The 22,513-nt window shown below is 68.9% G+C and carries 21 protein-coding genes; 3 read left to right on the top strand and 18 right to left on the bottom strand.

What is annotated here, in order from left to right:
* Positions 1-175 precede the first annotated feature (175 nt).
* Entirely contained in the window at positions 176-1,375 is a 1,200-nt protein-coding gene (locus tag G4X40_RS02170) for a multidrug effflux MFS transporter (RefSeq protein ID WP_332520095.1), read from the top strand.
* Between the two features lie 171 nt (positions 1,376-1,546).
* Here the strand turns inward: G4X40_RS02170 and G4X40_RS02175 are convergent, their stop codons facing one another.
* The 5 genes from G4X40_RS02175 to G4X40_RS02195 form a co-directional block, all read right to left on the bottom strand.
* Positions 1,547-3,238, bottom strand: a complete 1,692-nt coding sequence (locus G4X40_RS02175; RefSeq protein WP_277829858.1) for a thiamine pyrophosphate-requiring protein — start codon at positions 3,236-3,238, stop codon at positions 1,547-1,549.
* Between the two features lie 53 nt (positions 3,239-3,291).
* Positions 3,292-3,504, bottom strand: a complete 213-nt coding sequence (locus G4X40_RS02180; RefSeq protein WP_277829859.1) for an MDR/zinc-dependent alcohol dehydrogenase-like family protein — start codon at positions 3,502-3,504, stop codon at positions 3,292-3,294.
* Between the two features lie 204 nt (positions 3,505-3,708).
* Entirely contained in the window at positions 3,709-4,875 is a 1,167-nt protein-coding gene (locus G4X40_RS02185) for a Rieske 2Fe-2S domain-containing protein (RefSeq protein WP_277829860.1), read from the bottom strand.
* 64 nt (positions 4,876-4,939) lie between these two features.
* Positions 4,940-6,133: an alpha-hydroxy acid oxidase gene (locus G4X40_RS02190; protein WP_277829861.1), complete on the bottom strand. Its 1,194-nt coding sequence runs from the start codon at positions 6,131-6,133 to the stop codon at positions 4,940-4,942.
* 30 nt (positions 6,134-6,163) lie between these two features.
* Positions 6,164-7,663, bottom strand: coding sequence for an MFS transporter (locus G4X40_RS02195; protein WP_277829863.1), 1,500 nt, complete (start codon positions 7,661-7,663; stop codon positions 6,164-6,166).
* Between the two features lie 381 nt (positions 7,664-8,044).
* Between G4X40_RS02195 and G4X40_RS02200 the strand changes: the two genes are divergently transcribed.
* Positions 8,045-9,541, top strand: a complete 1,497-nt coding sequence (locus G4X40_RS02200; RefSeq protein ID WP_277829865.1) for an FAD-dependent oxidoreductase — start codon at positions 8,045-8,047, stop codon at positions 9,539-9,541.
* A gap of 93 nt (positions 9,542-9,634) precedes the next feature.
* Here the strand turns inward: G4X40_RS02200 and G4X40_RS02205 are convergent, their stop codons facing one another.
* The 7 genes from G4X40_RS02205 to G4X40_RS02235 form a co-directional block, all read right to left on the bottom strand.
* The gene (locus tag G4X40_RS02205) at positions 9,635-10,411 is read right to left on the bottom strand and encodes an SDR family NAD(P)-dependent oxidoreductase (protein ID WP_277829867.1); all 777 of its coding nucleotides are present in this window, start codon (positions 10,409-10,411) and stop codon (positions 9,635-9,637) included.
* A gap of 71 nt (positions 10,412-10,482) precedes the next feature.
* Positions 10,483-11,271 carry an IclR family transcriptional regulator gene (locus G4X40_RS02210; protein ID WP_277829869.1) on the bottom strand — a complete coding sequence of 263 codons (789 nt, stop codon included), beginning with the start codon at positions 11,269-11,271 and terminating at the stop codon, positions 10,483-10,485.
* Positions 11,272-11,520: 249 nt separating this feature from the next.
* Entirely contained in the window at positions 11,521-12,393 is an 873-nt protein-coding gene (locus tag G4X40_RS02215) for an IclR family transcriptional regulator (RefSeq protein WP_277829871.1), read from the bottom strand.
* Positions 12,394-12,399: 6 nt separating this feature from the next.
* Positions 12,400-13,563 (bottom strand): acyl-CoA dehydrogenase family protein, encoded by a 1,164-nt coding sequence (locus tag G4X40_RS02220; protein ID WP_277829873.1) that lies wholly within the window; start codon positions 13,561-13,563, stop codon positions 12,400-12,402.
* 79 nt (positions 13,564-13,642) lie between these two features.
* Positions 13,643-14,491, bottom strand: coding sequence for a mycofactocin-coupled SDR family oxidoreductase (locus G4X40_RS02225; RefSeq protein WP_277829875.1), 849 nt, complete (start codon positions 14,489-14,491; stop codon positions 13,643-13,645).
* Positions 14,492-14,518: 27 nt separating this feature from the next.
* Positions 14,519-15,352 (bottom strand): mycofactocin-coupled SDR family oxidoreductase, encoded by an 834-nt coding sequence (locus tag G4X40_RS02230; protein ID WP_277829876.1) that lies wholly within the window; start codon positions 15,350-15,352, stop codon positions 14,519-14,521.
* A complete protein-coding gene (locus tag G4X40_RS02235) occupies positions 15,352-16,152 on the bottom strand; it encodes a mycofactocin-coupled SDR family oxidoreductase (protein WP_277829877.1) in 801 nt (266 codons plus the stop codon). Before G4X40_RS02235 ends, G4X40_RS02230 begins: the two co-directional genes overlap by 1 nt.
* A 157-nt stretch (positions 16,153-16,309) precedes the next feature.
* Between G4X40_RS02235 and G4X40_RS02240 the strand changes: the two genes are divergently transcribed.
* The gene (locus G4X40_RS02240; protein WP_277829878.1) at positions 16,310-17,122 is read left to right on the top strand and encodes an SDR family NAD(P)-dependent oxidoreductase; all 813 of its coding nucleotides are present in this window, start codon (positions 16,310-16,312) and stop codon (positions 17,120-17,122) included.
* Positions 17,123-17,202: 80 nt separating this feature from the next.
* Here the strand turns inward: G4X40_RS02240 and G4X40_RS02245 are convergent, their stop codons facing one another.
* From G4X40_RS02245 to G4X40_RS02270, 6 genes are all read right to left on the bottom strand, one after another.
* The gene (locus G4X40_RS02245; RefSeq protein ID WP_277829879.1) at positions 17,203-18,429 is read right to left on the bottom strand and encodes an NADH:flavin oxidoreductase; all 1,227 of its coding nucleotides are present in this window, start codon (positions 18,427-18,429) and stop codon (positions 17,203-17,205) included.
* Positions 18,430-18,471: 42 nt separating this feature from the next.
* Positions 18,472-19,671, bottom strand: coding sequence for an acyl-CoA dehydrogenase family protein (locus G4X40_RS02250; RefSeq protein ID WP_277829881.1), 1,200 nt, complete (start codon positions 19,669-19,671; stop codon positions 18,472-18,474).
* A 2-nt stretch (positions 19,672-19,673) separates the two neighbouring features.
* Positions 19,674-20,651, bottom strand: a complete 978-nt coding sequence (locus G4X40_RS02255) for an NADPH:quinone oxidoreductase family protein (protein ID WP_277829883.1) — start codon at positions 20,649-20,651, stop codon at positions 19,674-19,676.
* A complete protein-coding gene (locus tag G4X40_RS02260) occupies positions 20,648-21,052 on the bottom strand; it encodes a MaoC/PaaZ C-terminal domain-containing protein (RefSeq protein WP_277829884.1) in 405 nt (134 codons plus the stop codon). Before G4X40_RS02260 ends, G4X40_RS02255 begins: the two co-directional genes overlap by 4 nt.
* A gap of 73 nt (positions 21,053-21,125) precedes the next feature.
* Positions 21,126-21,575 carry an FAS1-like dehydratase domain-containing protein gene (locus G4X40_RS02265; RefSeq protein WP_277829885.1) on the bottom strand — a complete coding sequence of 150 codons (450 nt, stop codon included), beginning with the start codon at positions 21,573-21,575 and terminating at the stop codon, positions 21,126-21,128.
* Between the two features lie 35 nt (positions 21,576-21,610).
* Positions 21,611-22,486 (bottom strand): SDR family NAD(P)-dependent oxidoreductase, encoded by an 876-nt coding sequence (locus G4X40_RS02270; protein WP_277829886.1) that lies wholly within the window; start codon positions 22,484-22,486, stop codon positions 21,611-21,613.
* Between the last annotated feature and the right edge of the window lie 27 nt (positions 22,487-22,513).

The following is a 22,513-nucleotide window of genomic DNA, read 5'->3' on the forward strand; positions in this document are numbered from 1 at the left end:
GCCGGGACAAAATTCTTCCGCGCCCGATGGACCTCCCGTCGGGTGGAACTTCCACTGTGTCGGCCACGACCGGGACGGCACACTCGCGGAAATGTCGTCTGCATCCGTTTCACACGATGCCCACCCACCGGGACCGAGCGCCTCGGCGCGATCTCTGCCCGTGTCAATGCTGTGGATGCTGGGTGCATTGTCGGCGATCGGGCCACTGGCCACCGACATGTATCTGCCGGCGCTGCCGCAGGTCGGTGACGACCTCGGCGTGTCAGCTTCGGCGGTGCAACTCACGCTCACCGCGTTCATGGTGGGCCTGGCGCTGGGACAGTTGGCGGTCGGTCCGCTCTCGGATGGTCTCGGCCGCAGGCGGCCCCTGCGCGTCGGTCTCGTACTTCTCGTCGGCGCGGCGGCGATCTGCGCCCTCGCCCCGAGCGGTGCGGTGCTGACCGTTGCGCGACTGGTGCAGGGGCTGGGCAGTGGTGTCGGCATGGTGATCGCCCGGGCGGTGGTTGCCGATCGGGTCACCGGGCCGCAGGCGGCGCGCACCTTCAGCCTGTTGACGGTCATTGTCGGAGTCGCGCCGATCGTCGCGCCACTGTTCGGCGGGGCCATCGCGGGGCCGGCAGGGTGGCGCGGTGTGTTCGTCGTCCTCACGGGCCTGTCCGTGGTGTTGCTGGCCGTGGTGTGGCGGCATGTTCCCGAGACGTTGCCGGCCGGCCGGCGTCACCCGGTCAGCGTCCGGGAGTGCGCACGCAACATCGTCGCGGTGGTCTCGGTCCGGCGGTATCGCGGCTACGCGGCGGCGTTCGCACTCACCTATGGCGTGATCTTCGGATACATTTCTGCCTCGCCCTTCGTCGTTCAGGAGGTCATGGGGTTCTCCCCCACGGCATTCTCGGTGATCTTCACCTGCAACGCGGTCGGGCTCACGTGCGCCAATGCCGTCAACTCGCGACTGGTCGGCAGGTACCGACCACGTGCCCTGCTCACCTGGGGCATCGCCGCGGTGAGCACCGTCGCGGCGGTGATGGTCGTTGTCGTCGTCATCGATCCTGCAGGACGCCGGCCGCTGCTCGTGATCATGTTCGTGCTCGCCGGCGCGACGGGTTTCGTCTTCGGCAACGCGGCCGCGCTCGCGCTCGACCAGGTTCGCGACCGCAGCGGCACCGGATCGGCCGTGCTGGGCGCGCTGCAGTTCTCCGTCGGCGCGGTCGTGTCCCCGCTCGTGATCACGGGCACAGCGGCCGGAGCCTTGCCGATGGCACTGGTGATCTTCACCTGCGCAATGCTCGCGGTACTCGCCCTGGCCGCCACAGGCGGCAAGCGACACGCTGCCCAAGCGGCCACGAAAGCACCTGAAGAGGCCCCCGCACCTGAGTGAGTTGGACCAGCGCAGTGACAACGCCGCCGGTCCGGGTCAATGGCCCGGCGTGCCGGCCAGTCCTGCACGCGTTCGCCGGCAGCGCCCAGACTCACCCGGGCTTGCTCCGTGAGCGGTCCGAGAGCGAGGTCCCGAGGTCGGCCGACACGTCGGCCCGGAGCGGCTGCGGCATCAACGGTTCCGTTCGACGGGCTTGGGGAAGTTGTCCGGTACCGGGGACATGTAGGTGTCGGCGCCGTGTGTGGAGATGCGTAGTTCCCTGGATGTGATGAACTCGAGGAGCACCGGGTTGCCGGCCTCCGTCTGCCCGATACCCCGACGGAGCGCCGCGGCCACCTCTGACGGGTCGGTGACCCGCTCGGCGTAGGCACCGAGCGAACGTGCCATGGCGGTGTAGTCACCCGAGATGTTCATCGTGCCGAACTTGCGCTGCGAGAGCCCCATCGCATTGGTCTCCATGGCCATGTACGAATTGTTGAAGAGAATCGACAGCACCGGGATCCGCTCTCGCACACATGTTTCCAGTTCGAGCCCGGTGAATCCGATCGCCGCGTCCCCCCACAGGTTGACGCACAGCTTGTCCGGGTGGGCGAGCTTGGCGCCCATCACCAGCCCGAGCCCGTAGCCGAGCTGGGTCGTCTTACCCCAGCCCAGGTACGTCAGCGGCTCGGTGCACTTCCAGAACGGCGAGAGCTGGTCCCGCGGCGACCCGGCGTCATGGGTGATGATCGTCCGGGCCGGATCGGCCGCCTGCATCAGTTCCCAGATCACACGATAGGCCGAGATCGGTGTCTCGTCCGACGTGAGTAGCGGCATCCATTCGGCCAGCCACTCCTCGTGTACGGACCGGATCTCCGCCGCCACCGGGGCGTGGTCGCGAACCTCGTCGACCAGACCATCGACCGCCTCCTGCAGCGCGCCGAGCGTCAGCGCCGCATCGCCGATGAGCGCAACATCGGCCGGCACCCCATTGTCCAAGTGTGCCGGGTCCAGCGTTGCATGGATGACTTTCTTGCCCTTCGGCATCGCCACGCCGAAGTCCGTGGGCGTGAAACTGCAACCGACCCCGAAGATCACATCGGAACGTTCCAGGAAATGGTGGACCGTACGCGGCATCGCCCGGCCACCCGAGCCGAGTGACAGCGGATGATCCTCGGGAAACGCGCTCTTGCCCTCGAGGCTGGTGGTGACCGGGATCGCGAGCGTCTCCGCGAGCCGCTTCAGTTGCGGCCACGCCTTCGCGTAGTGCACACCCTGCCCCGCGTAGATCACCGGCCGTTCCGCCCGGACCAGCATGTCCGCGGCTCGGCGGACGTCGATCGGGTCGGGGCCGGACCGCGTCGCCACCACCGGCCGGTAGTCCAGCGGCTCCGTCACGTCCTCGAACCACATGTCCCGCGGGATCTCCACCACCACAGGCCCGCCACGACCGTTCCGCAGCCGGCTGAACGCCCGGCGGAACACCGCCACGACCTGATTCGGATCGTTGAGTGGTTCCACCGACTTCGCGATGGTGCGCAGGCTGATCGTGGAGTTGAAGTTCGGCGACACGTGGGCCTCGTCGCGGCGATAGCCCATGGGGAGCACGAGAATTGGCACGGATTCCCCGAAGGCCTGGGCGACGGCGCCCATGCCGTTCTCGATCCCCGGCCCGTGCTGCGTCGCGTAGACCCCGATCCGCTCCCCACTGCTGACCCGTGAGATGGCGTCCGCGATGTGCCCCGCCGTGCGTTCCGCGCGGGTGATCACGGGCCGGATCCCGACATCGGCCGCGTATTCGAAGACGTAGTTGAGCGGATAGCCGGAGATGATGTCAATCCCCTCGGCCTTGAGGATTTCGGCGATCGCCGCACCCAGTTTCATTTCGCGTACCTTCTTCTCGATTGTTCACTACCGTCCGGCGACCGGCGGTTAGGTCAGGTGGTGACCGCGACCTTGACCCGGCCACGCGCCGGGGCTGCCGCTACGGCGAACGCTTCCTGCACGTTGTCCATCGAGAACAGGTCGGTGACGTACGTGCTCTCGAGATCGCGGTGCGCCGCGAGGTACGCCCCCGCACTGATCAACGCTCGGCCACGATCCCTGGTCACCCCGGATACCAGGGTCAGGTTCTTCCTGAGAAACGTCACCACCGCGCTCGGCCTGCCAGAGCCATGATCGCCGGCCACGGAAGAGCGGCAGATCACTGCCACAGATCCCGCCCGCGAGCGTACGCAGCAGCAGTTGGCCATCGGCGAGGTCGCCCGGCTGCAGGGTCGGCACCTCGAGACGTTCGAATCGCTCGGGTGCGGTCAGTACGTGTGCCCACATGCCTTTTCGTCCCTTCGGTCCCGTCAGAGGACGCGTTCGGCGTCATCGCGCTTGGCGAGGTTCGCCGCGACCTCACGTTCCCAACTGGCCACCGCCCGTGTGGTGTCGATCTCGAACTCGAAACGGCGGGTCATGTCCTCGGCGACGTCCTCGACATCGACATAGAACTGCTCATACCAGCGGCGCAGCTGATAGACCGGACCGTCCTCCTCGCACAGCAGCGGGTTGTCGATCGGGGCCTTGTTCTTCCAGATCTCGACGTCCTGAAGAAAGCCCGACTCCACGCCCTCGACGAACTTCTCTGCCATCGCTGCGGATTCGGCCTCGCTCATACCCGGCAGCTTCTTGACGATCGCCCCGTACTGGAGGACGAAGGAATTGTTGTCGACGGGGTAGTGACTGTTGACCAGAACGGTCTCCACCGTTGCTCCGTTGGCTTCGATCCACAGCCTGTCGATCATGTAGGACGGGCCGTAGTACGCAGCCTCCGAGCGCAGGTGCGAATTCGGATCGCCGTGCGACGACGGGGACATGACATCCTCCCGGGGGGTGGATTCCATGTACTGGGCGGAGATGTGGCCCTCGAAGACGTTCTTGAAAAACCGCGGGAACGACTTGTGGATGTAGAAGAAGTGCGCCATGTCGACGTTGTTGTCGATGATCTCCCGACAGTGAGATCCGGTGACGGTGAGGGCGTTCCAGGTCCACTGCGTCCACTCGCCGGCCTCGAGTCCCTCGATCTCGGGGATGGTGACCTCCGCCGGCGGAGTGTTGCCCTGCGGGTCGTGCCAGACGAACAGCTGACCGTTGCGCTCCAGCGTCCGCCAGCCTCGGGTGCGGGCCCGCAGCGGGATGCGACGCGCGTAGGGGATGCCGGTGCAGCGGCCGTCGCCACCCCAGCGCCAGTCGTGGAACGGGCAGGCCACCGAGTCACCCTTGATCGACCCCTGGCTGAGATCTCCGCCCATGTGCCGGCAGTACGCGTCGAGGACCTTCAGGTCGCCGCTGCTGTCGGCGAACACGACCAGTTTGGTACCGAATGCGTGGACCGAGTGCGGTGTGCCGTCCCGGAACGAGTCGGCGATTCCGAGGCAGTGCCAGCCGCGGGCAAAACGGGTGGGCGCCGCCGCGGCCTCGATGCTCCGGATCTCGTCGTCGGAATCGGTTGTCACAGCAATGTCGAGTGTCATGTGATTCTCCATGTGGTGGAAGGGCTGTGGTTGGTTCAGCGGCGCTCATGACGGTCGGCGCGGTCTAGGTCGGAGGCGCCTGGTACACGTGGGTGCGGTCGAGTTCCGCAACACTCGCGACGCCCATCAGGGTGAGTGTGCGCTCGATCTCCTCCCGGAAGATTTCGAGTACGTGAGCTACGCCGTCCTCGCCGCGGGCAGCCAGGCCGTAAAGGTACGGCCGACCGACCCCCACGGCAGTGGCGCCCAGCGCCAGCGCCTTGACGACGTCACTTCCGCGCCGAACCCCGCCGTCGAGGTACACGGGTATCCGGCCTGCGATCCGGTCCACCACCGCGGGCAGGGCCTCGAGGGTGGCCCGAGCACCGTCGAGTTGGCGCCCACCGTGATTCGACACCAGGACGCCGTCGGCTCCGAGTTTCATTGCCGCTTCGGCGTCGTCCGGGTCGAGGATTCCCTTGATGTACAGCGGACCCTGCCACCAGTCGCGGATCCGGGCCAGGTCGTCCCACCGCAGATCCGGCCGCATCAGACTCTCCTGTGCCTTCGCCGAGCGGACCGCAGCGGCGGCGCCGCGCTCGTCGACCAGCATCCGCGAGGAGATCCGTTGCTTCGTCAGGAAGTGGTAGGACCACCGGGCCCGGCGCGCGCCGTCGAGGACACGCAGCGGCGTCATCCTGGGCGGTATTCCCATGCCGTACTTACGTTCCCGCTCCCGATTACCGGCGACGGGCACGTCGACGGTGACGAACAGTGCGCGGTAGCCGGCCTGCCGGGCGCGGCCGATGAACTTCTTCGACAGCGGTTCCCCGGTCGTCGCGCTGGTCCACGGATAGAGCTGGAAGAAGTGATCCTCCGCTGTCGCCTCCGCGATCTCCTCGACGGTGTAACTGGAGGCGGTCGAGATCACCGCCCGCGTTCCCGCCCGTTCGGCCGCCCGGGCCGCACCGCGCTCCCCCGTCCAGTGGGTCAGGCCCGTCATTCCGGTGGGCGACAGGAACACAGGCAGGGAGAGGTCGACACCGCCCACCTTCGTCGACAGGCCGGCGCCCGCGTGTCCGGTGAGAACCCGGCTCCGCAGTCGCCAGCGATCGAAGGCACTCCTGTTGGCGCGCAGCGTGATTTCGTCCTCGGCGCCGCCGTCGACGAACGCCCACACCATTGTGGGCAGCGCACGGCGAGCCCTTTTGCGATAATCCTCGACCGTGATCGGCCGATTGCGCACCGAAAGCGACAAGTCGAACGGGACTGTGGACATCAGCCCAGCCTTCCTCTCATAGGTCGGTTGTCAGCACACGGCCGCGGTCTCGGGGCGCGGGTCCTCGTCGCCCTGGCCGGAGACGACGCCGCCGGTGGCCGGCGTGCGTCCGTGGCGCATCAGCAGCAGGACGACGACGCCGATCGCAGCGGCCACGGCACAGATGAGATACGCGTACCGGAAGCCCTGGGCGGACGGAATCGGCTGCCCGGTCTTCGGATTGACCATCAGGACGTAGCTGCCGATGAGCACGCCCAGGTAGGCGCTGGAGAGCGCACCGACCACCTGTTCGGCGGTGAACTTCATCGAACTGCTCACGGCCTGGGTGTTGGCCGGCACCGCCTCGATGAGCAGGTTGGTCGTGCTCACGTAGTACAGGCCGTTGCCCACGCCGAAGGCGACACCGTAGACGATCACCATGCCGAAGGATCCGATGAGGTCGAGACCGATGAGCAGGCCGGCGATCACTGCGGCCACCATGGCGACCAGTCCCACGGTGCGCGGCGCGAACCGGCGTGCCGCCCATCCGCCGAGGATCCCGCAGGCGGCGGCCACCACGCCGGACGACAACCCGTAGTATAGCGAATACTGGGTCGCGGTCATGCCCAGCCCGGAGTCGGGGTCGCCCGGGATCGCCGGGAGCCGTAGATACTGCGGCAGCAGCGCCGCGTTCGCACCGTTGTAGACACCGTAGGCGGCGCCGAGAAGCAGGGTCATCCACACGCCGGGACGGGCGAGCAGGCTCATCGAGATCAGCGGCTGGGCGATCCGGCGTTCGACGAGGACGAAGGCGACCAGCAGCACGATCCCGAGCGGGAAGGCCAACGCCCGCAGGTCCGGGCGGATCCCACCGGCGATCAACGCGGTGGCACCGATGCCGAGCAGCGCGGCGCCGAAATAGTCGATCCGGTGGGCGATCCGGACGGTCGTCTCCGGGACGCAGATCGCGATGGCCGCGACGATGACCACGGAGTAGACGAACAGTACCCACAGCGCACCGCGGTATCCGTGGTGGTCGATCATCCAGCCACCGAGCAGCGGGCCGATCAGCGACGAGGCGCCGATGCCGACCCCGATACCACCGATGCCGAGCGGCACCCACTTCGCGGGGATCAGGTCGCGCACCAGTCCGTAACAGATGACGGGAGAGACCAGTCCGAGCCCCTGGAGGCCCCGGCCGACGAGAAACAGCGGGAAGGCCGACGCGATGGCGCACAAGACGGTGCCGAGCAGGAACGCGGCACCGGTGGCGAGCAGCACCTTCTTCTTGCCGTAGACATCGGCGATCTTGCCGACGATCGGGACGGTGACGCCGGCGACAAGCAACGGCGTGGTCATCACCAGCGCGATCTGCTGGGTTCTGAACGCGGCGGCCATCTCGGGCAGCCCGGGCGCGACGAGGGTGAACTCGAACGCGACGATCTCGGTCATCAACGCGACCACCGCGATGATCAGGATCGAGCGCGCCTTCGACCGCGATTCGGCATCCGCGGGCTTCCGAGACAAGGGCGGCGGCAGGTGTTCGGCCATGGCAATCAACTCCGGTGGATGAGTGCTGGAGAGTTACTGGGGCGGGTCGTGGCGCGGATCCGTTCCGGCCACGAGAGGACATCGGGGCTCGGACCACGAAAGGGATTGAGACGGAGCCGATCACCGACGAGCGAGGTTCGTTCGCCGTTGCGATCACGGCGGGCTCATCAGCCCTGACTGTGACGGGCAACACGTGTGGACGGCACACTATGCAGGCCCGCAGATCCGGGACATCCGGTGTCTCATGCACCGGGACACCTGCCGCGATCGGCCCGAACGTCGTGCACACCGAAGCGATTCGAACCATATTGCCCCGCAGACAATCCCACCCCGCGGGACGACGGCTTCACTTCGTCGGAACCGACGTTTCAAGGTTCCCTCATGACGAGCCATACATCGCAGTTCAAGCACAGCGTTCACCCGGTCGCGGCCGCCGATGTCGCCGCCTTCGATCACGAGACCGACGTCCTCGTCGTCGGCTACGGGTGCGCGGGAGCCGCCGCCGCCCTCGAGGCGAGCGCCGCCGGCGCGCAGGTGACCATCCTGGAACGGGCCTCCGGACCCGGCGGATCCTCCGCCCTGTCCGGCGGCGAGATCTACCTGGGCGGCGGCACACCGATCCAGTCGGCATGCGGTTTCACCGACACCGCCGAGGACATGGCGACCTATCTCATCCACGCTTTGGGTCCGAATGCGGACGAGGAGAAGATCCGCCTCTACAGCGAGCAGAGCACCGCGCACTACGACTGGCTGGTGGCCCGGGGCGTGCCGTTCAAGGGTTCGCTGTGGGACAACCCCACCTGGGTTCCGCCCACCGATGACGGACTGATGTGGATGGGCGAATCGGCCTGGCCGTACAACGAATTGGCCGCGCCTGCCGCTCGCGGGCATCGGGTGCAGTCGGACGGATTCGGCGGCAAGGTGCTCATGGACGAGCTCACCTCGTCGGTGACGACCGAGACCTCCACCGAGGTGCACACCGACACCCGCGCGCTGCGCCTGGTGGTGGACGACACCGGCCGGGTGTGTGGGGTGATCGCCCGCCGCTTCGGCACGGATCACGCATACCGGGCCAGGCTCGGGGTGGTGCTGACCACCGGCGGTTTCGTCGACAACGACGCCATGCTCGAGCAGCATGCCCCCGAGCTGCTGGGCAAGGGCAAGGTCTCGAACGGCGGAGACGACGGTCTGGGCATCGTCATGGCGCAGGCGGCGCGGGCCGCGGTGCGCCGGATGTCCACCGGTCAGGTGGGGATCCAGACCATCCCCGGGTTCATGGCCCGCGGGATGGTCGTCAACGGGTACGGGCAGCGGTTCATCAACGAGGACGTCTACCCGGGGTTGGTGGGCATCGAGGCGTTGTTCCGGCAGGACATGCGGGTGTGGGTGGTGCTCGACGAGCAGGCCTACGAACAGGTTCCGGAGGACGAACGCTGGGGCCTGCTGCCCACGTACGCCGCCGAGACGGTCGCCGATCTCGAGAAGCAGATGGGCCTGCCGGAGAACTCGCTGCAGCACACGGTGGCCGAGTACAACCGGCACGCGGGCAACGGCGAGGACCCGTGGTTCCACAAGTCTGCACGGTGGCTGCGGCCGCTGCAGTCCCCGTTCGCGGCCATCGACGTACGCCTGGGCATGGCCGCGCCGGAGGGCGGTGTGACCGGTGGAGACGGGGCCGCGGTGTTCACGCTCGGCGGCCTGGTGACCGACGTCGACGGGCGGGTGTACGACCTGGACGGCGCGGTCCTCCCCGGCCTGTACGCGGCAGGGCGGGCGTCGTCGGGTCTGCACGGCGGCGGGTACATCAGCGGCACGTCGCTGGGCCCGGGAACGTTCTTCGGACGCCGGGCGGGCCGGGCGGCCGCCACCCGCGAGTGAACTACCGCGCGGTGTCCCGCCGAGCCCAACGGTGTGCCGCGATGCACGGAGACATTGCGGCACACCGTGATCGGATCGGAAATGCGGTAGCGTTCAGGTCACCGGGATGGCGAGTTTCGCGTGGGTGGCGCCGTCGACGGGGACGAGGGCGCCGTTGACGTACGCCGCCTGGTCGCTCACCAGGAAGGCCGCGACGTCCGCGATGTCCTCCGCCGTGCCGAGCCGGCCGGAGGGGATCTGCGCGGCGTAGGCGTCGACCCCGCCCGGCAAGGTGTCGACCCACCGGCGCAGCCCGACGGTGTCCATGGATCCGGGCGAGATCACGTTGGCGCGGATCCCGTACGGACCGTATTCCACCGCGATGCTGCGCGTGAGGCTGATCATCCCGGCCTTCGCGGCGCCGTACGCTGCCAGACCCGGTACCGCACCCAGACCCGCCCCCGAAGTCGTCGAAAGGATCACCCCCGCACGCTGTTCCAGCATCACGGGCAGCGCGGCGGCGACGCCGTAGAACATCGAGTGCAGGTTGAGTTCCACGATGGCGGCGAATTCCGGCGGTGAGATCTGGCCGGTCGGCTTCGGCTGCTGACCACCGGCGTTGTTGAAGAGGATGTCGAGGCGGCCGAATCGGTCCAACGCCGCGTCGACGAGTCCGGACACGTCCGCCGGCGAGGTGACGTCGCCGGCGATCGCGACGGCGCTGCCGCCGGCGTCCGCGATCATCTCCGCGGTCCGCTGCGCCGTGTCGGGGTGGATGTCGTTGACCACCACCGTGATGCCGTCGCGGGCGAAGCGCAGCGCGCTGGCCCTGCCGATGCCGCTACCGGCACCCGTGACGATCGCGACGCGTCCGGCCGAATTCGTGCTCATGTCATGCTCCTGTTCACCTGCGTCCGACGACGCAGATCATGTGGTCTGGCTGGGAATCCCGGAATCGTCTGCTACCTGCGCGAACCGGGGAACGGGACCACCGCGGCACCGGCCTGCGCAAGCTCGCCGACCGGTCGTCGCGCCTGCGTCGCCTGAATCGACTTCCAGATGGCCGCCGCGGCGATCCGCACCGGAGTCGAGTGGCGGTGGTCGCACTTGAGCCGGCTCGACGGACCGCTGACCGACACGGCGGCGATCGCCGGTCCTCCGGCCGGCCCGATCGGCGCGGCGATGCAGCTGAACCCGGGGAGGTGTTCGCCGCCGTCGTAGGCCACCCCGGTGTCGAGTACCCGTTGAGTCCCGGGATCCGCGACGGCCCGCGCCCGCAACTCGGGGTTCGCGAATGCGGTCAGCACCCGCCCCATCGGGGAGGTCGAGGCGGGTCGACGACCTCCGACCCGGGTGGGAACCGACCGGGCCAGGTGGCCGCCGATCTTGTCGAGATAGACGACGTCGCCGCCGTCGAGGATCCCGAGATGCACGACGAACCCGGTCGCGCGGTAGAGCTCGTGCAACGTGGGCTCCGCGCAGGCGTGGATCCTGTTGCTGTGCGTGGCGACCGCGCCGAGTTCGAACAGCCGGAACCCGAGTTCGTAGGACCCGCCCGAGCGGTTGATCCACCCCATCCGCACCAGCTGGTCGAGCAGTCGGTGCGCGGTGGAGCGAGGAAGCCCGGTCCTGGCGGTCACCTGGACGAGCGTGAGCCTGCCGCGGCCGTGGAAGGCCCCGAGGATCACCGACACCCGGTCGAGGACAGAGGTCGGGGCAACAGCGCATTCGTCTATCAGTTCAACAGTCATGTCGTACACGAAAGCCTTTGTGCAGATAGTGTTTCTCCGCCATCAGATTCGAAGGCGGACTGACTCACCCCTCCCATGTGATGCGCAACACTACGTCCACCTGAATGAGACGTGCGTCTCCACTTCTCACCCATCGAGACAGTGACCCGAGGGAGCGCACCGGACACTCGATCGAGGCGGATATCGGCCCGCTGGCATCTCACGGAATGAGAAAATCGCCGCCGTGAACGGGCCACGGGCCGACGACGGTCAGACCCAGTCGTCACCGTCGATGGTGCTCAGCAGCCGGATCATCATCGTGTCCTCACCGGGTCGCGCCGGGTCGTCGGCCGTCCACCCCGACGCAGGGGAGCCTTCATCGGACAGCCGCGCACTGATCCGCCGGGCCGATTCCCGCACCAGCGGCCCGACCCGTTCGAGATGATGCCGCGCCGCCCGCGCCGACACCGCGATCGCCGCGTGCGTGCCGTCCGGGCACTCGAACGACACTGCGGCACAGCAGACCCCGGCACCGGCCTCCTCATCGCCGAAGGCCAGCCCGTCGCGTCGACGGATCTCATGGAGTTCGCGGTGCAGACCCACCCGGGTGGAGATGGTGTTGGGCGTGCGTTTCTCCAACGTGACCGGCAGCAGGTCGTCGACGTCCTCGGGCGTGTACCACGCCAGGATCGACTTGCCCAGCGCGGTCGCGTGGATCGGCAGCCGCCCACCGACCCAGGTCGGGACCGTGTTCGCGACGCGCCCGCCGATCTTGTCGACGATGACCACATCGGTTCCATCCGGGATCGCGAGGTGCGCGACGACCCCCGTCTCCTCGTGCAGCACCTGCAGCAGCGGAGCGGCCGCGGCCCGCAGACGCAGGCGACTCTCCGGCCGCGTCGCGATCAGCATCCGCGGGCCGAGCCCGTACCCGCCGGCGGTGCGCACCAGCCAGCCGAGCTGGAGCAGCTCGTCGATGATGCGGTGCGTCGTCGACCTCGGAAGCCCGGCGGCCGCGGCGATCTCCCCGGTCTGCAACCGGGTCTCGGCGCCCTCGAACAGCCCGATGATGTCCGTCATCCGTTCGAGCATCGACGCCCGCTGGGTCGGGTGCCCGTCCGGTTCGTGCCGTGGAGTCGTCATGGCGCGCTACACGAAGATGGGCTCGTCGGCGGCGCCGACGCCGAGTGCGGCCCGCCCGGCGATGGCCAGCACGTCCTCGGCCTCGTTGACACGGTGCGCGGCGCCCACATGGATGTCCCGCCAGGCGCGTTGGACCGGATTGTCCGATGCGAGACACGGTCTTCCGCCGGCGCGCAGCAGGCGGTCCACCGCCGCGGCCACCCGCTCGGTGGCGAGCACCTGGTCGCGCCGAACGCGCGCGCTCAGCTCCACCGGCATGGGCTTCGCCGCGACCACGAGGGCGTGCATCTCGGCCAGATCGCCGTCGATCTGCGCGGCCGCGGTGTCGATCTCGTATGCGGCCCTGGCGATCGCGATGTGCACCGCCTCGTTCTCGAGCATCCGCACGCCGACCCGTCCCGCGCTGCCCGACCCGGTGAAGTGGCGCAGGGCGCCCTCGGCCGCGCCGATCAACGGGACGGTCAGCGCGACCGTGTACATGGGCGTGACGAGGTGCCGGTACAGCGGTCGCAGTGCGCGCTCGTACTTCCGGTTCTCGCGCAGGGCCCGCTGCTGCGCCCCGTACACCCGATGCGACGGCACCGCCGCGTCCTCGATCATGATCTCCGTGTTCGCCGCGGCGCGCAGGCCCACACAGTCCGGCCCCCGGTGCACCGTCACATCGGCACGGGGCACCAGGACCAGCGCGTGCTCGACCGAATCGCCCGCCTCGTCCAGCACCAACGCCCCCACGAACAGCCATGCGCTGTGCTCACAGCCCGACACATAGCGCCACCGTCCGGTGAGGCGGAACCGGTCGCCGTCGGGCCGGAGCCGGCCGGCCGGTTGATACGCGGCCGCGACGAGACTGTCCGGGTGCCCGTCCCACACCTCTTCCTGCGCCCGGGTGTCGAACAGCGCGACCTGCCAGGTCGCCAGGCACAGCGTCGAGGCGACCCACCCCGTCGACGCGCAGGCCGAGGAGACCGCACGGATCGCCGTGAACAGCTCCAGCGGAGTCGATTCGAGCCCGGAGAATCGCGCGGGCAGCATCATCCGGAACAGGCCCGCGTCGGTCAGGGACCCGATCGCCGCGTCACCGATGCGGCGGTCGCGTTCGGTCGCCTCGGCCGCCTCGGCGAGCGCCGGCAGCACAGCTCGGACCTTGCCGAGAACATCGTCCGCGACCACAGGTGTCACTCCCCTTCGGCCTTCCGGCGACAGGGTCGGTGTGCCGTACCCGACAGCACCGTCGAGGCTACCCCCCGTCCTAGGCGGATGTGCGCGACGCCGCACCCGCGTCGACCGGGACGACGATGCCGGTGATGTACGTGCTCGCCTCGTCGGCGAGGAACAGCACGGCCCGCGTCACGTCGAACGGGTCGAGCACGGCGATCGGCACGGCGTGGTTCTGCTGGAGCACGGGCGCGACGTCGTCCCAGGTGGGCTCGTCCAGGTCCGGGCGGACAACCCGGTAGAGGTTGTCGTTGCGGACCATGGGGGTGTCGATGTTGCCGGGGGCCACGACGTTCACCGTCACCCCCTGCGGCGCGAGCTCGCTCGCCGCGGACTTGGACATCCCGATCACGCCCCACTTGGCCGCGCAGTACGCAGCCTGCCCCGGCACCGCGGTCCGGCCGAGCATCGACGAGACGGTGACGATGCGCCCGTACCCGCGCCGCGCCATCCCGGGCGCGCAGGCGGCGATGGTGTTGAACACGCCCTTCAGGTTCGTGTCGACAACGTCGTCCCACACCGCCTGGTCGTGATCGGTGATCAGGGACATCGCGGACACCCCGGCGTTGGCGACGGCGACGTCGACGCCGCCGAGTTCGGCCTCCGCCCGCGCCACCAGGGCCTCCAGCGCCGGCCGGTCCGCGGTATCCGCCGTCACGGCGATCACCTTGCGGCCCAGTGCCCGGATCAGCCGGGCGGTCTCGGCGAGGTCTTCCTCGGTGCCCAGCGGGTAGCCGACACCGGGCGCGTCCGAACACCGATCGCAGATCACCAGATCCGCACCCCGCTCGGCGAAGGCGAGGGCGTGTGTACGCCCCTGGCCGCGGGCGGCCCCCGTCACCAACGCCACCCGGCCGGCGAATTCGTTTCCCGCAGTGGTCATCTGCTGTTCCCTTCGATGGTGGATGCGCTACTTCAGGCAGTGGCCGGCGTCCACCGGCAGCGTGACGCCGGTGATGTACCGGGCCTCGTCCGACGCGAGGAACAAGCAGGCGTTGGCGATGTCGACCGGATCGAGCATCGGGACGGGCAGCAGGTGCATGGACGCCGTTCCGGCCTCGAACTGTTCCTGCGTCGGGTGGTCCACGCCGGGGCAGAACGAGCGCATGGTCCCCTCGTTCTGGATCATCGTGGTCCGGGTGTTCGCGGGGTGCACGGTGTTGACCCGGATGCTCGACTGCGCCAGCTCCTGGGCCAGTGCACGCATCAGCCCGACCACGCCGGTCTTGGCCGCGGCATAGTGGCCGACGCTCACCAGGCCGCGCAGTCCCGCGATGGAGCTGATCAGGACGATCGATCCGCCCCGGCCCGTCTCGATCAGGTGCGGGATGGCCGCCTTGCAGGTCTTCCACACGCCGGTGAGGTTGACGTCGAGCATCGTCTGCCAGGTGTCCTCGGCCAGGTCCACTGCAGGACCCGAGGAGCTGATGCCCGCTGTGCCGCAGACGATGTCGAGACCACCGAGCTCGGCGACCCCGGCCTGCACCGCGGCATCGAGTGCGGCCTGGTCGCGCACGTCCGCCTCGAACGGGACGATCCGCCGACCCAGTGCCTCGACCTGGCGGACCGTCTCGGCAAGGTCGGCGGGCGACGCCCCCGGTGTGGTGGAGTGCTCGACCGCCGCGCAACGGTCCACGACGATCAGGTCGGCGCCCTCCTGCGCGAAACGCACCGCCTGGGCCCGTCCGATCCCCCGCGCACCGCCGGTGATCAAGGCGACCTTGCCGTCCAACCGCGTGCCCATCACGCCACCTTCTGTGTCAGTCCGGCGTCCACGACCAGTTGCTGGCCGGTCATGCACCGGGATTCGTCCGAGGCCAGGAAGACCACCGCGTTCGCGACGTCCTCCGGTTCGACCCACGGCATCGGCAGCAGGTGCCGCGCGGACAGGACCGGCGCGACGTCCGCTGCGGTGGGGTGCTCGAGGTCCGGGCGCAGCCGCGCGAACGTCGTCGGGTTGTTCGTCATCGCGGTGTTCACCGCGCCGGGCAGCACCGCGTTGACCCGGATCGACTGCGCTCCCAGCTCGTTCGCCAGGGTGCGGGCCAGACCGACGATGCCGTGCTTCGCCGCGCTGTACTGCGCGGCTCCGGCGACGGACTTGATGCCGGCGGTCGAGCTGACCAGCACGACCGAGCCGCCTCCACGTGCCCGCAGGGCCGACGCCGCGGCCTTCACGGTGTGCCAGGTCCCGGTCAGGTTGACACCGATCGACCGGTCCCACACCTGCTCGTCGATGGTCCACGCCGGTCCCGGGTTCTCGCAGACGCCGGCGTTGGCGACGACGACATCAAGTCCGCCGAACCGCGCCACGCCCGCCTCCACCGCGGCCTCGAGCTCCGCGAGCTCCCGTACGTCCGCACGCACCGGGACGACCTCTCGCCCCCGCGCTCGAACGCGCTCGGCCACCTCGGACAGCCCGTTCTCGTCGATGTCGACGGCGATGATGTCGGCACCCTCGGCGGCGAGCCTGGTCGCGAAACTCAGGCCCATGCCCGCTCCCGCACCGGTCACCAGCGCAACTTTGCCTGCCACACGTGTCATGGTCGTTCTCCTCGCTCGTCGGTCGACGGTATCCAGCTCGACGGAGCCGCCGGAACCCTCTGTCCCGCGTGCCGGGAGATTCGGTGGCCGAAATTTCATCCCGATCTAACCTCCTCTGTAGCAACAGGATTCGATGTGCGTAGGAAAGGTGAGCAACATGGTCAGCGAACAAGTGGGCAGCGGGGTCGCGGTGGTCACCGGCGCGGGCAGCGGGATCGGTGAGGCCATCGCCCGCCGCGCCGCCGCCCGCGGGATGGGTGTGGCGCTGGCGGATGTCGCCGCCGACCGCATCGACGCGATCGCCCGGGAACTCACCGATGCCGGACACGACGTGATCGCCGTCCCCACCGACGTGACCGACCCCGCCTCGGTGGAGGCGCTGGCCGACGCGGCCTACGAGCGCTTCGGTCAGGTCTCGCTGCTCGCCAACAACGCCGGCGTCGAGTCGCTCGGGAACCTGTGGGAGATCGCGCCGCAGGAATGGGACCGGCTCACCTCGGTCAACATCGACGGCGTCTTCCACGCGATCCGCGCGTTCGTGCCGCGGATGGGCGCCGACCCGCGCCCCTCGCACGTGGTCAACACGACGTCCGTGGGCGGCATCGGCACCACCCCGGGGATGGGTGCCTACGCCGTCTCGAAACACGGCGCGCAGGCGATGACCGAGTGCCTGTACCTCGAGTGCGCCGGGGCCTTCCCGCAGATCACGGTCTCCGCCTTCGTGCCGGCGCAGGTGTCCACCCGGATCTTCGAGGATCTGGCCCCGGACGAGAACACCGGTGACGCCGTCGAATACTGGCGCAGCGAACTCCGCGAGAAGGGGATGACCCCCGACCAGGCGGCCGGCATCTTCTTCGACGGCGTCGACCGCAAGGACTTCTGGATCATCACCCACCCGGAGTCGTTCGAGAGGCTCGCGGGTCGGCGATCACGGCTGCTCGCCGGTGCGCTGGCGCCGGACGCGGCCTGACCCGGCGCGATCCCACCGACGAACGGGCCGGGCTCCGGCACCACCGATGTGGCACCGGAGCCCGGCCCGTCCCGCGTATGTCAGGCGCCAGCCGGACTCGGCAGCAGGCCCACTGTGTCCGGACGCAGCACACAGCGGGTGTTGAAGAAGTTCGTGGGCATGCACTTGTTGCAGTGGATGCACAGCGCCTTGGCGGTCGCGTCGGCCTGAATCCTGTGCGGCAGGCCCGGTTCGCGCAGCAGCGCCCGGCCCATGGCGACGAAGTCGAAGCCCGCGTCCATCGCGGTGGTCATGGTGTCGAGGTCGGTGATGCCGCCGAGCAGCGTGAGCTTGGTGTTCCTGACGACCGCCTTGATCTGCGCCGCCTGCTCGAGCATGAAGAGCGGCTCATAGGGGTACGACTTGATCTGGTACTTGCCGATCAGCCGGATCCCCAGCTTGCGCACCGGCGGCATCAGGTCGGCCATCTCGCGTACGGGCGCATCGCCCCGGAAGAGGTACATCGGGTTCAGCGGTGAGCTGCCCACGGTCAGTTCGAGCGCATCCACCAGGCCCTCCCGGTCGATCCACTCGGCCAGCACCATCGCCTCGTCGGTCCAGAACCCGCCGGGCACACCGTCGTCCATGCTCATCTTGGCGGTCACCGCGATGCGGTCCCCCACCCGGTCCCGCACCGCGCGGAGCAACCCCAACGCCACCTTGGCGCGGTTCTCCAGCGACCCGTTGTACTCGTCCCTGCGGTGGTTGAGCACCGGCGACAGGAACGAGCTCGCGAAGTAGTTGTGCGCCAGGTGGATCTCCACGGAGTCGAATCCGGACTCGGCCGCGATCACCGCCGCGTCGCCGTGCGCGGCGGTGATCCGGTCGATGTCCGCCCGGGTCGCCGCCTTGGTGAACCGGAACGTCATCGGGTTGAACCGTCGACCGGGCCCCAGCGCCGGCCGACCGGTGCTCGTGGAGTTCGCGACAATGCCCGCGTGACCCAGTTGGGCCTGCGCCGCAGCGCCGTGGCGGTGCACCGCGTCGGTGAGCCTGCGCAGCCCCGGCACCGCCTCCCGGCGCATCCACAGCTGCCCGCCCTGGGTGCGCCCCTCCGGCGCCACGGCGCAGTAGGCGACGGTGGTCATCCCCGCCCCACCGGCGGCGACCTCCTCGTGGAAGGCGATCAACTCGTCGGTGACGAGGTCGTTCGGTGTGCGGCCCTCGAAGGTGGCCGACTTGATGATCCTGTTGCGCAACGTCACCGGCCCGATCGTGCCCGGCGTGAAGACCGTGGGAAGTCCGGTCGGGTTGCTGTTCGGTGGCATGGTCACTCCAATCTGTTCGGAATGCGGGGCAGCGCTTCTCGCCTACCGGTACTTGCGCAGTTCGTGCCGGGCGACGCTGCGGATGTGCACCTCGTCGGGCCCGTCGGCGATGCCGAGGATCCGCGCGCTCGCCCACATCCGGGCGATCGGGAAGTCGTCGGTGACCCCGCCGCCGCCGTGGCATTGGATCGCACGGTTGAGCACCGACCTGGCGACGCGCGGCCCGATGACCTTCACCGCGGCGATCTCGATCTGCGCACCCTTCGCGCCGACCCGGTCGATCATCCAGGCGGTCTTGAGCACCAGCAGCCGCGCCTGCTCGATCTCCATGCGGGACTCGGCGATCCAGGTGCGGATCACGCCCTGGTCCGACAAGACTCCGCCGAACGCGTGGCGGGACATGGTCCGGCGCACCATCATCTCGAGGCCGCGTTCGGCCATGCCGATGCAGCGCATGGCGTGGTGGATCCGGCCGGGACCGAGCCGCGCCTGGGCGATCGCGAAGCCCTCGCCCTCGCCGGCGAGCATGTTGGCCACCGGCACCCGGACATCCGTGAACTGGATCTCGGCGTGGCCCTGCTGGTCGTGGTAGCCGAAGATCGGCAGCGACCGGACGATCTCGACGCCCGAGGTGGCGACGGGAACGAGGATCATCGACTGCTGCCGGTGCGGCTCCGCGTCGGGATCGGTCTTGCCCATCACGATGAGGATCTCGCAGCGCGGGTCCGCGGCACCCGTGGTCCACCACTTGCGTCCGTTGATCACGTACTCGTCGCCGTCGCGGACGATCGAGGTGGAGATGTTGCGGGCGTCGGACGACGCGACATCGGGCTCGGTCATGGAAAAGCCTGAGCGAATCCTGCCGTCGAGCAGGGGCTCGAGCCAGCGCTGCTTCTGCTCGTCGGTGCCGAACATGTGCAGGATCTCCATGTTGCCGGTCGACGGCGCCGAACAGTTCAGCGCCTCGGGCGCGATGTACGGCGAGCGTCCGGTCACCTCGGCGATGTGCGCATAGTCGAGGTGCGTGAGCCCGGACAGCGCCGGCAGGAACAGATTCCACATGCCCTGGCGGCGCGCCTCGGCCTTGAGTTCCTCGACGACCGGCGGCAGCACGTGGCTGCGCGGACCGGAGGCCTCGAGTTGCTCGGCATACACCGGCTCGGCCGGGTACACGTGCTCGTCCAGGAAGGTCTCGAGGCGCTCGATGATGTCCCGGGCTTCCGGGCTCGGCGACAGATCCACCGCTAGTTCCTCTCACTTGTCAGAATGACCTTGCCGCGGGCGCGCCGGCCCATGACCACGTCCAGTGCGGCGGGTGCGTCGGCCAGCGGATAGGTCTCGCTGACGTGGGGTCGCAGCGCGCCGCGGGCGTACCAGTCGAACAGTTGCCGCATGTTCGCGGCGTTGCGCTCGGGGTTGCGCCGGGCCCACGCGCCCCACAGCACACCGTGCAGCGACCCCGCCACCACCAGCAGCCGGTTCATGCCCACCTTGGGGATGTCCCCCGACGCGTAGCCGACGGTGAGATATCTCCCGCCCCAGGCCAACGCGCGTACCGCCGCCTGCGCGTGCTCGCCGCCGACCGGGTCGTACACCACATCGACGCCGCCGCGCACCTCCTTCAGCCGCGTCTTCAGGTCCTCGTCGGCGTAGTCGATCAGCTCGTCGGCGCCGTGGTCGCGGCACAACGCCAGCTTGTCGACGCTCGATGCCGCGGCGATGACCCTGGCCCCCAGGGCTTTTCCGATCTCGACAGCGGTCAACCCGACACCACCCGAAGCGCCGAGCACCAGCAGGGTCTCCCCCGCCGCGAGTTCCGCTCGGTCGACCAGTCCGTGGTACGAGGTCCCGTACGTCACAGCGAATCCCGCGGCGTCGACGTACGGCATCGAGTCAGGGATCGGGAACACCATGGTGGCGGGCACGGTCACCAGCTCGGCGTAGCCGCCCATGCCACAGAACGCGAGCACCCGCGACCCCACCTCGACGCCCGTCACGTCCGCGCCGACCGCCCGGATGATGCCCGCCGCCTCGGATCCCGGGACGAACGGCAACGCGGGCTTGGTTTGATAGTTCCCCGACACGACGAGCCCGTCGGGGAAGTTGACGCCGGCCGCGCGCACCTCGACGAGCACCTCACCCGGACCGGGAGACGGATCGTCGATGTCGGTGTAGCGCAGCACATCCGGTTCGCCGAGCAGCTCGCACAGCTGGGCCTTCACGCCGCGTCTCCCGTCACGAACGTCGCCCACGCCTTGACGGCGAGTCCGCCGCTCCGGCGGGCGCAGTCGAGTTCGAGGTCGACCTTGCCGACGCCGTCGTCCTCGTATTCCCGCAACACCGTCGCCGAGCAGGTGAGCACGTCGTCGGGCCACACCTGCTCGAGGAAGCGCACCCGGAAGGACCGCACGTTCTCCGCGCCGAGCCAGTCGGTGGCGTAGGTCGCCAGCAGCCCCGCCTGATACATGCCGACCGAGAACGGGCTCTTGTAGCCGGCCGCCTCCGCGAACGTCTGATCGTGGTGGATGGGGTTCATGTCGCCCGAGGCGCCCTGGTAACGCACGAAGTCGGTCCGGGTCACCGGTCCGATCGTGCGGGGTTCGGGAACCGTGAGAGTTGTCATGAGTCCAGGTCCTTTCGGAGCATCGCCGCGCAGCGAGGAGCGGATGAAAGGGCCGAGACGGGCATCACTTTCGTCATGCTTCCTCCGTGGCGGGGCGGGCGGTCTCGACGCCGGTCATGGTCGCCCGGGCGACCAGGGTCCCGGTCTCGTCGTGGAAATCGGTGGTCATGACCGCGAAGGTCATCTCGCCGCCACGCCGGCCCTGCTTGGTGTACACGTCGGCGATCCGGGAGGTGCACGTCAGCCGTGTGCCGGCTTTCGGCGGCGGCCCGAAGAACTCGTACTGCTGCTCGGCGTGCAATCCGCGCTTCTGATCGAGTTCGACTGCCTTCCAGGGGTTTCCCTCGGGCGTCTGCCAGTGCAATGTGGTGGTCAGGAACGTCGGCGGCGACACCGCATCGTCACGCTCGAGGTGATCGGGGTTCGACGATCCGGTAGCCCGTGCGAACTCGCGGATCTTGCCCCGTTCGACGTCGAGGACGTAGGGCGCACCCTCGACCCCGATCGCGTCTGCGTTTGCCATGAGATTCTCCAGAGATGTGGGTACGACGGGCGGGCTCAGACGAGACCGCTCATCTCCTGCACCAGTTCGTCGACGGTCCAGCGGGCACCCTTGTCGATGGTCTTGCCGTACTGCCAGCCGAGGAACTGCCGGATCTCGCCGCCCTTGGCGTAGAACACCGAGCCGTTCGCCGGGCACTGCTCGGTGAGCAGGTAGGCGACCACCGGCGAGACGTTCCCGGGGTGGTAGACGTCGAACGCCTCCGGGTCGGCCGGCTCGGCGACCATGTCCTTGATACCGGGCACGTTCTCGGTCATCCGGGTGCGGGCGACCGGGGTGATCGCGTTGGCCCGCACCCCGTAACGCTCCAGTTCCTGCGAGAGGATCACCGTCAGCGACGCGATCCCCGCCTTGGCGGCGCCGTAATTGCTCTGCCCGACCGCGCCGAGCAGCCCGGACGTGCTCGACACGTTCACGATCGACGCCTTGACCTCGTCGCCGGCCTTCGAACGGTCACGCCAGTGCGCACCGAACACGCGGCATGGCGCGAACGTCGCGCGCAACTGCCCGGTGATGACGTCGTCCCACTCGTCCTCGCTCATGTTGACGAACATGCGGTCGCGCAGGATCCCGGCGTTGTTGACCAGGCCGTGCACGGCGCCGAAGTTCTCCAGCGCGGCGTCGAGCAACTTCTGGGCACCGGCGATGGTGGTGACGTCGGCGCTGACGGCGACGGCGCTGCCGCCCGCGGCGGTGATCTCGTCGGCGACCAACGCGGCGAACGTCGGGTCCAGACCCTTGCCGTCCGGGCCGGTGCCGCTGTCGTTGACGACCACCTTGGCCCCCTCGGCGGCGGCGAGCAGGGCGTGCTCACGTCCGATTCCGCGACCGGAGCCGGTCACCACGATCACGCGATCCTTCAACTGGTTCATGGGTTTCCCTCCTGAGAAGTGATTGTT

It is taken from the genome of Speluncibacter jeojiensis (assembly GCF_029589495.1).
GTDB classification, from domain to species: domain Bacteria; phylum Actinomycetota; class Actinomycetes; order Mycobacteriales; family Mycobacteriaceae; genus Speluncibacter; species Speluncibacter jeojiensis.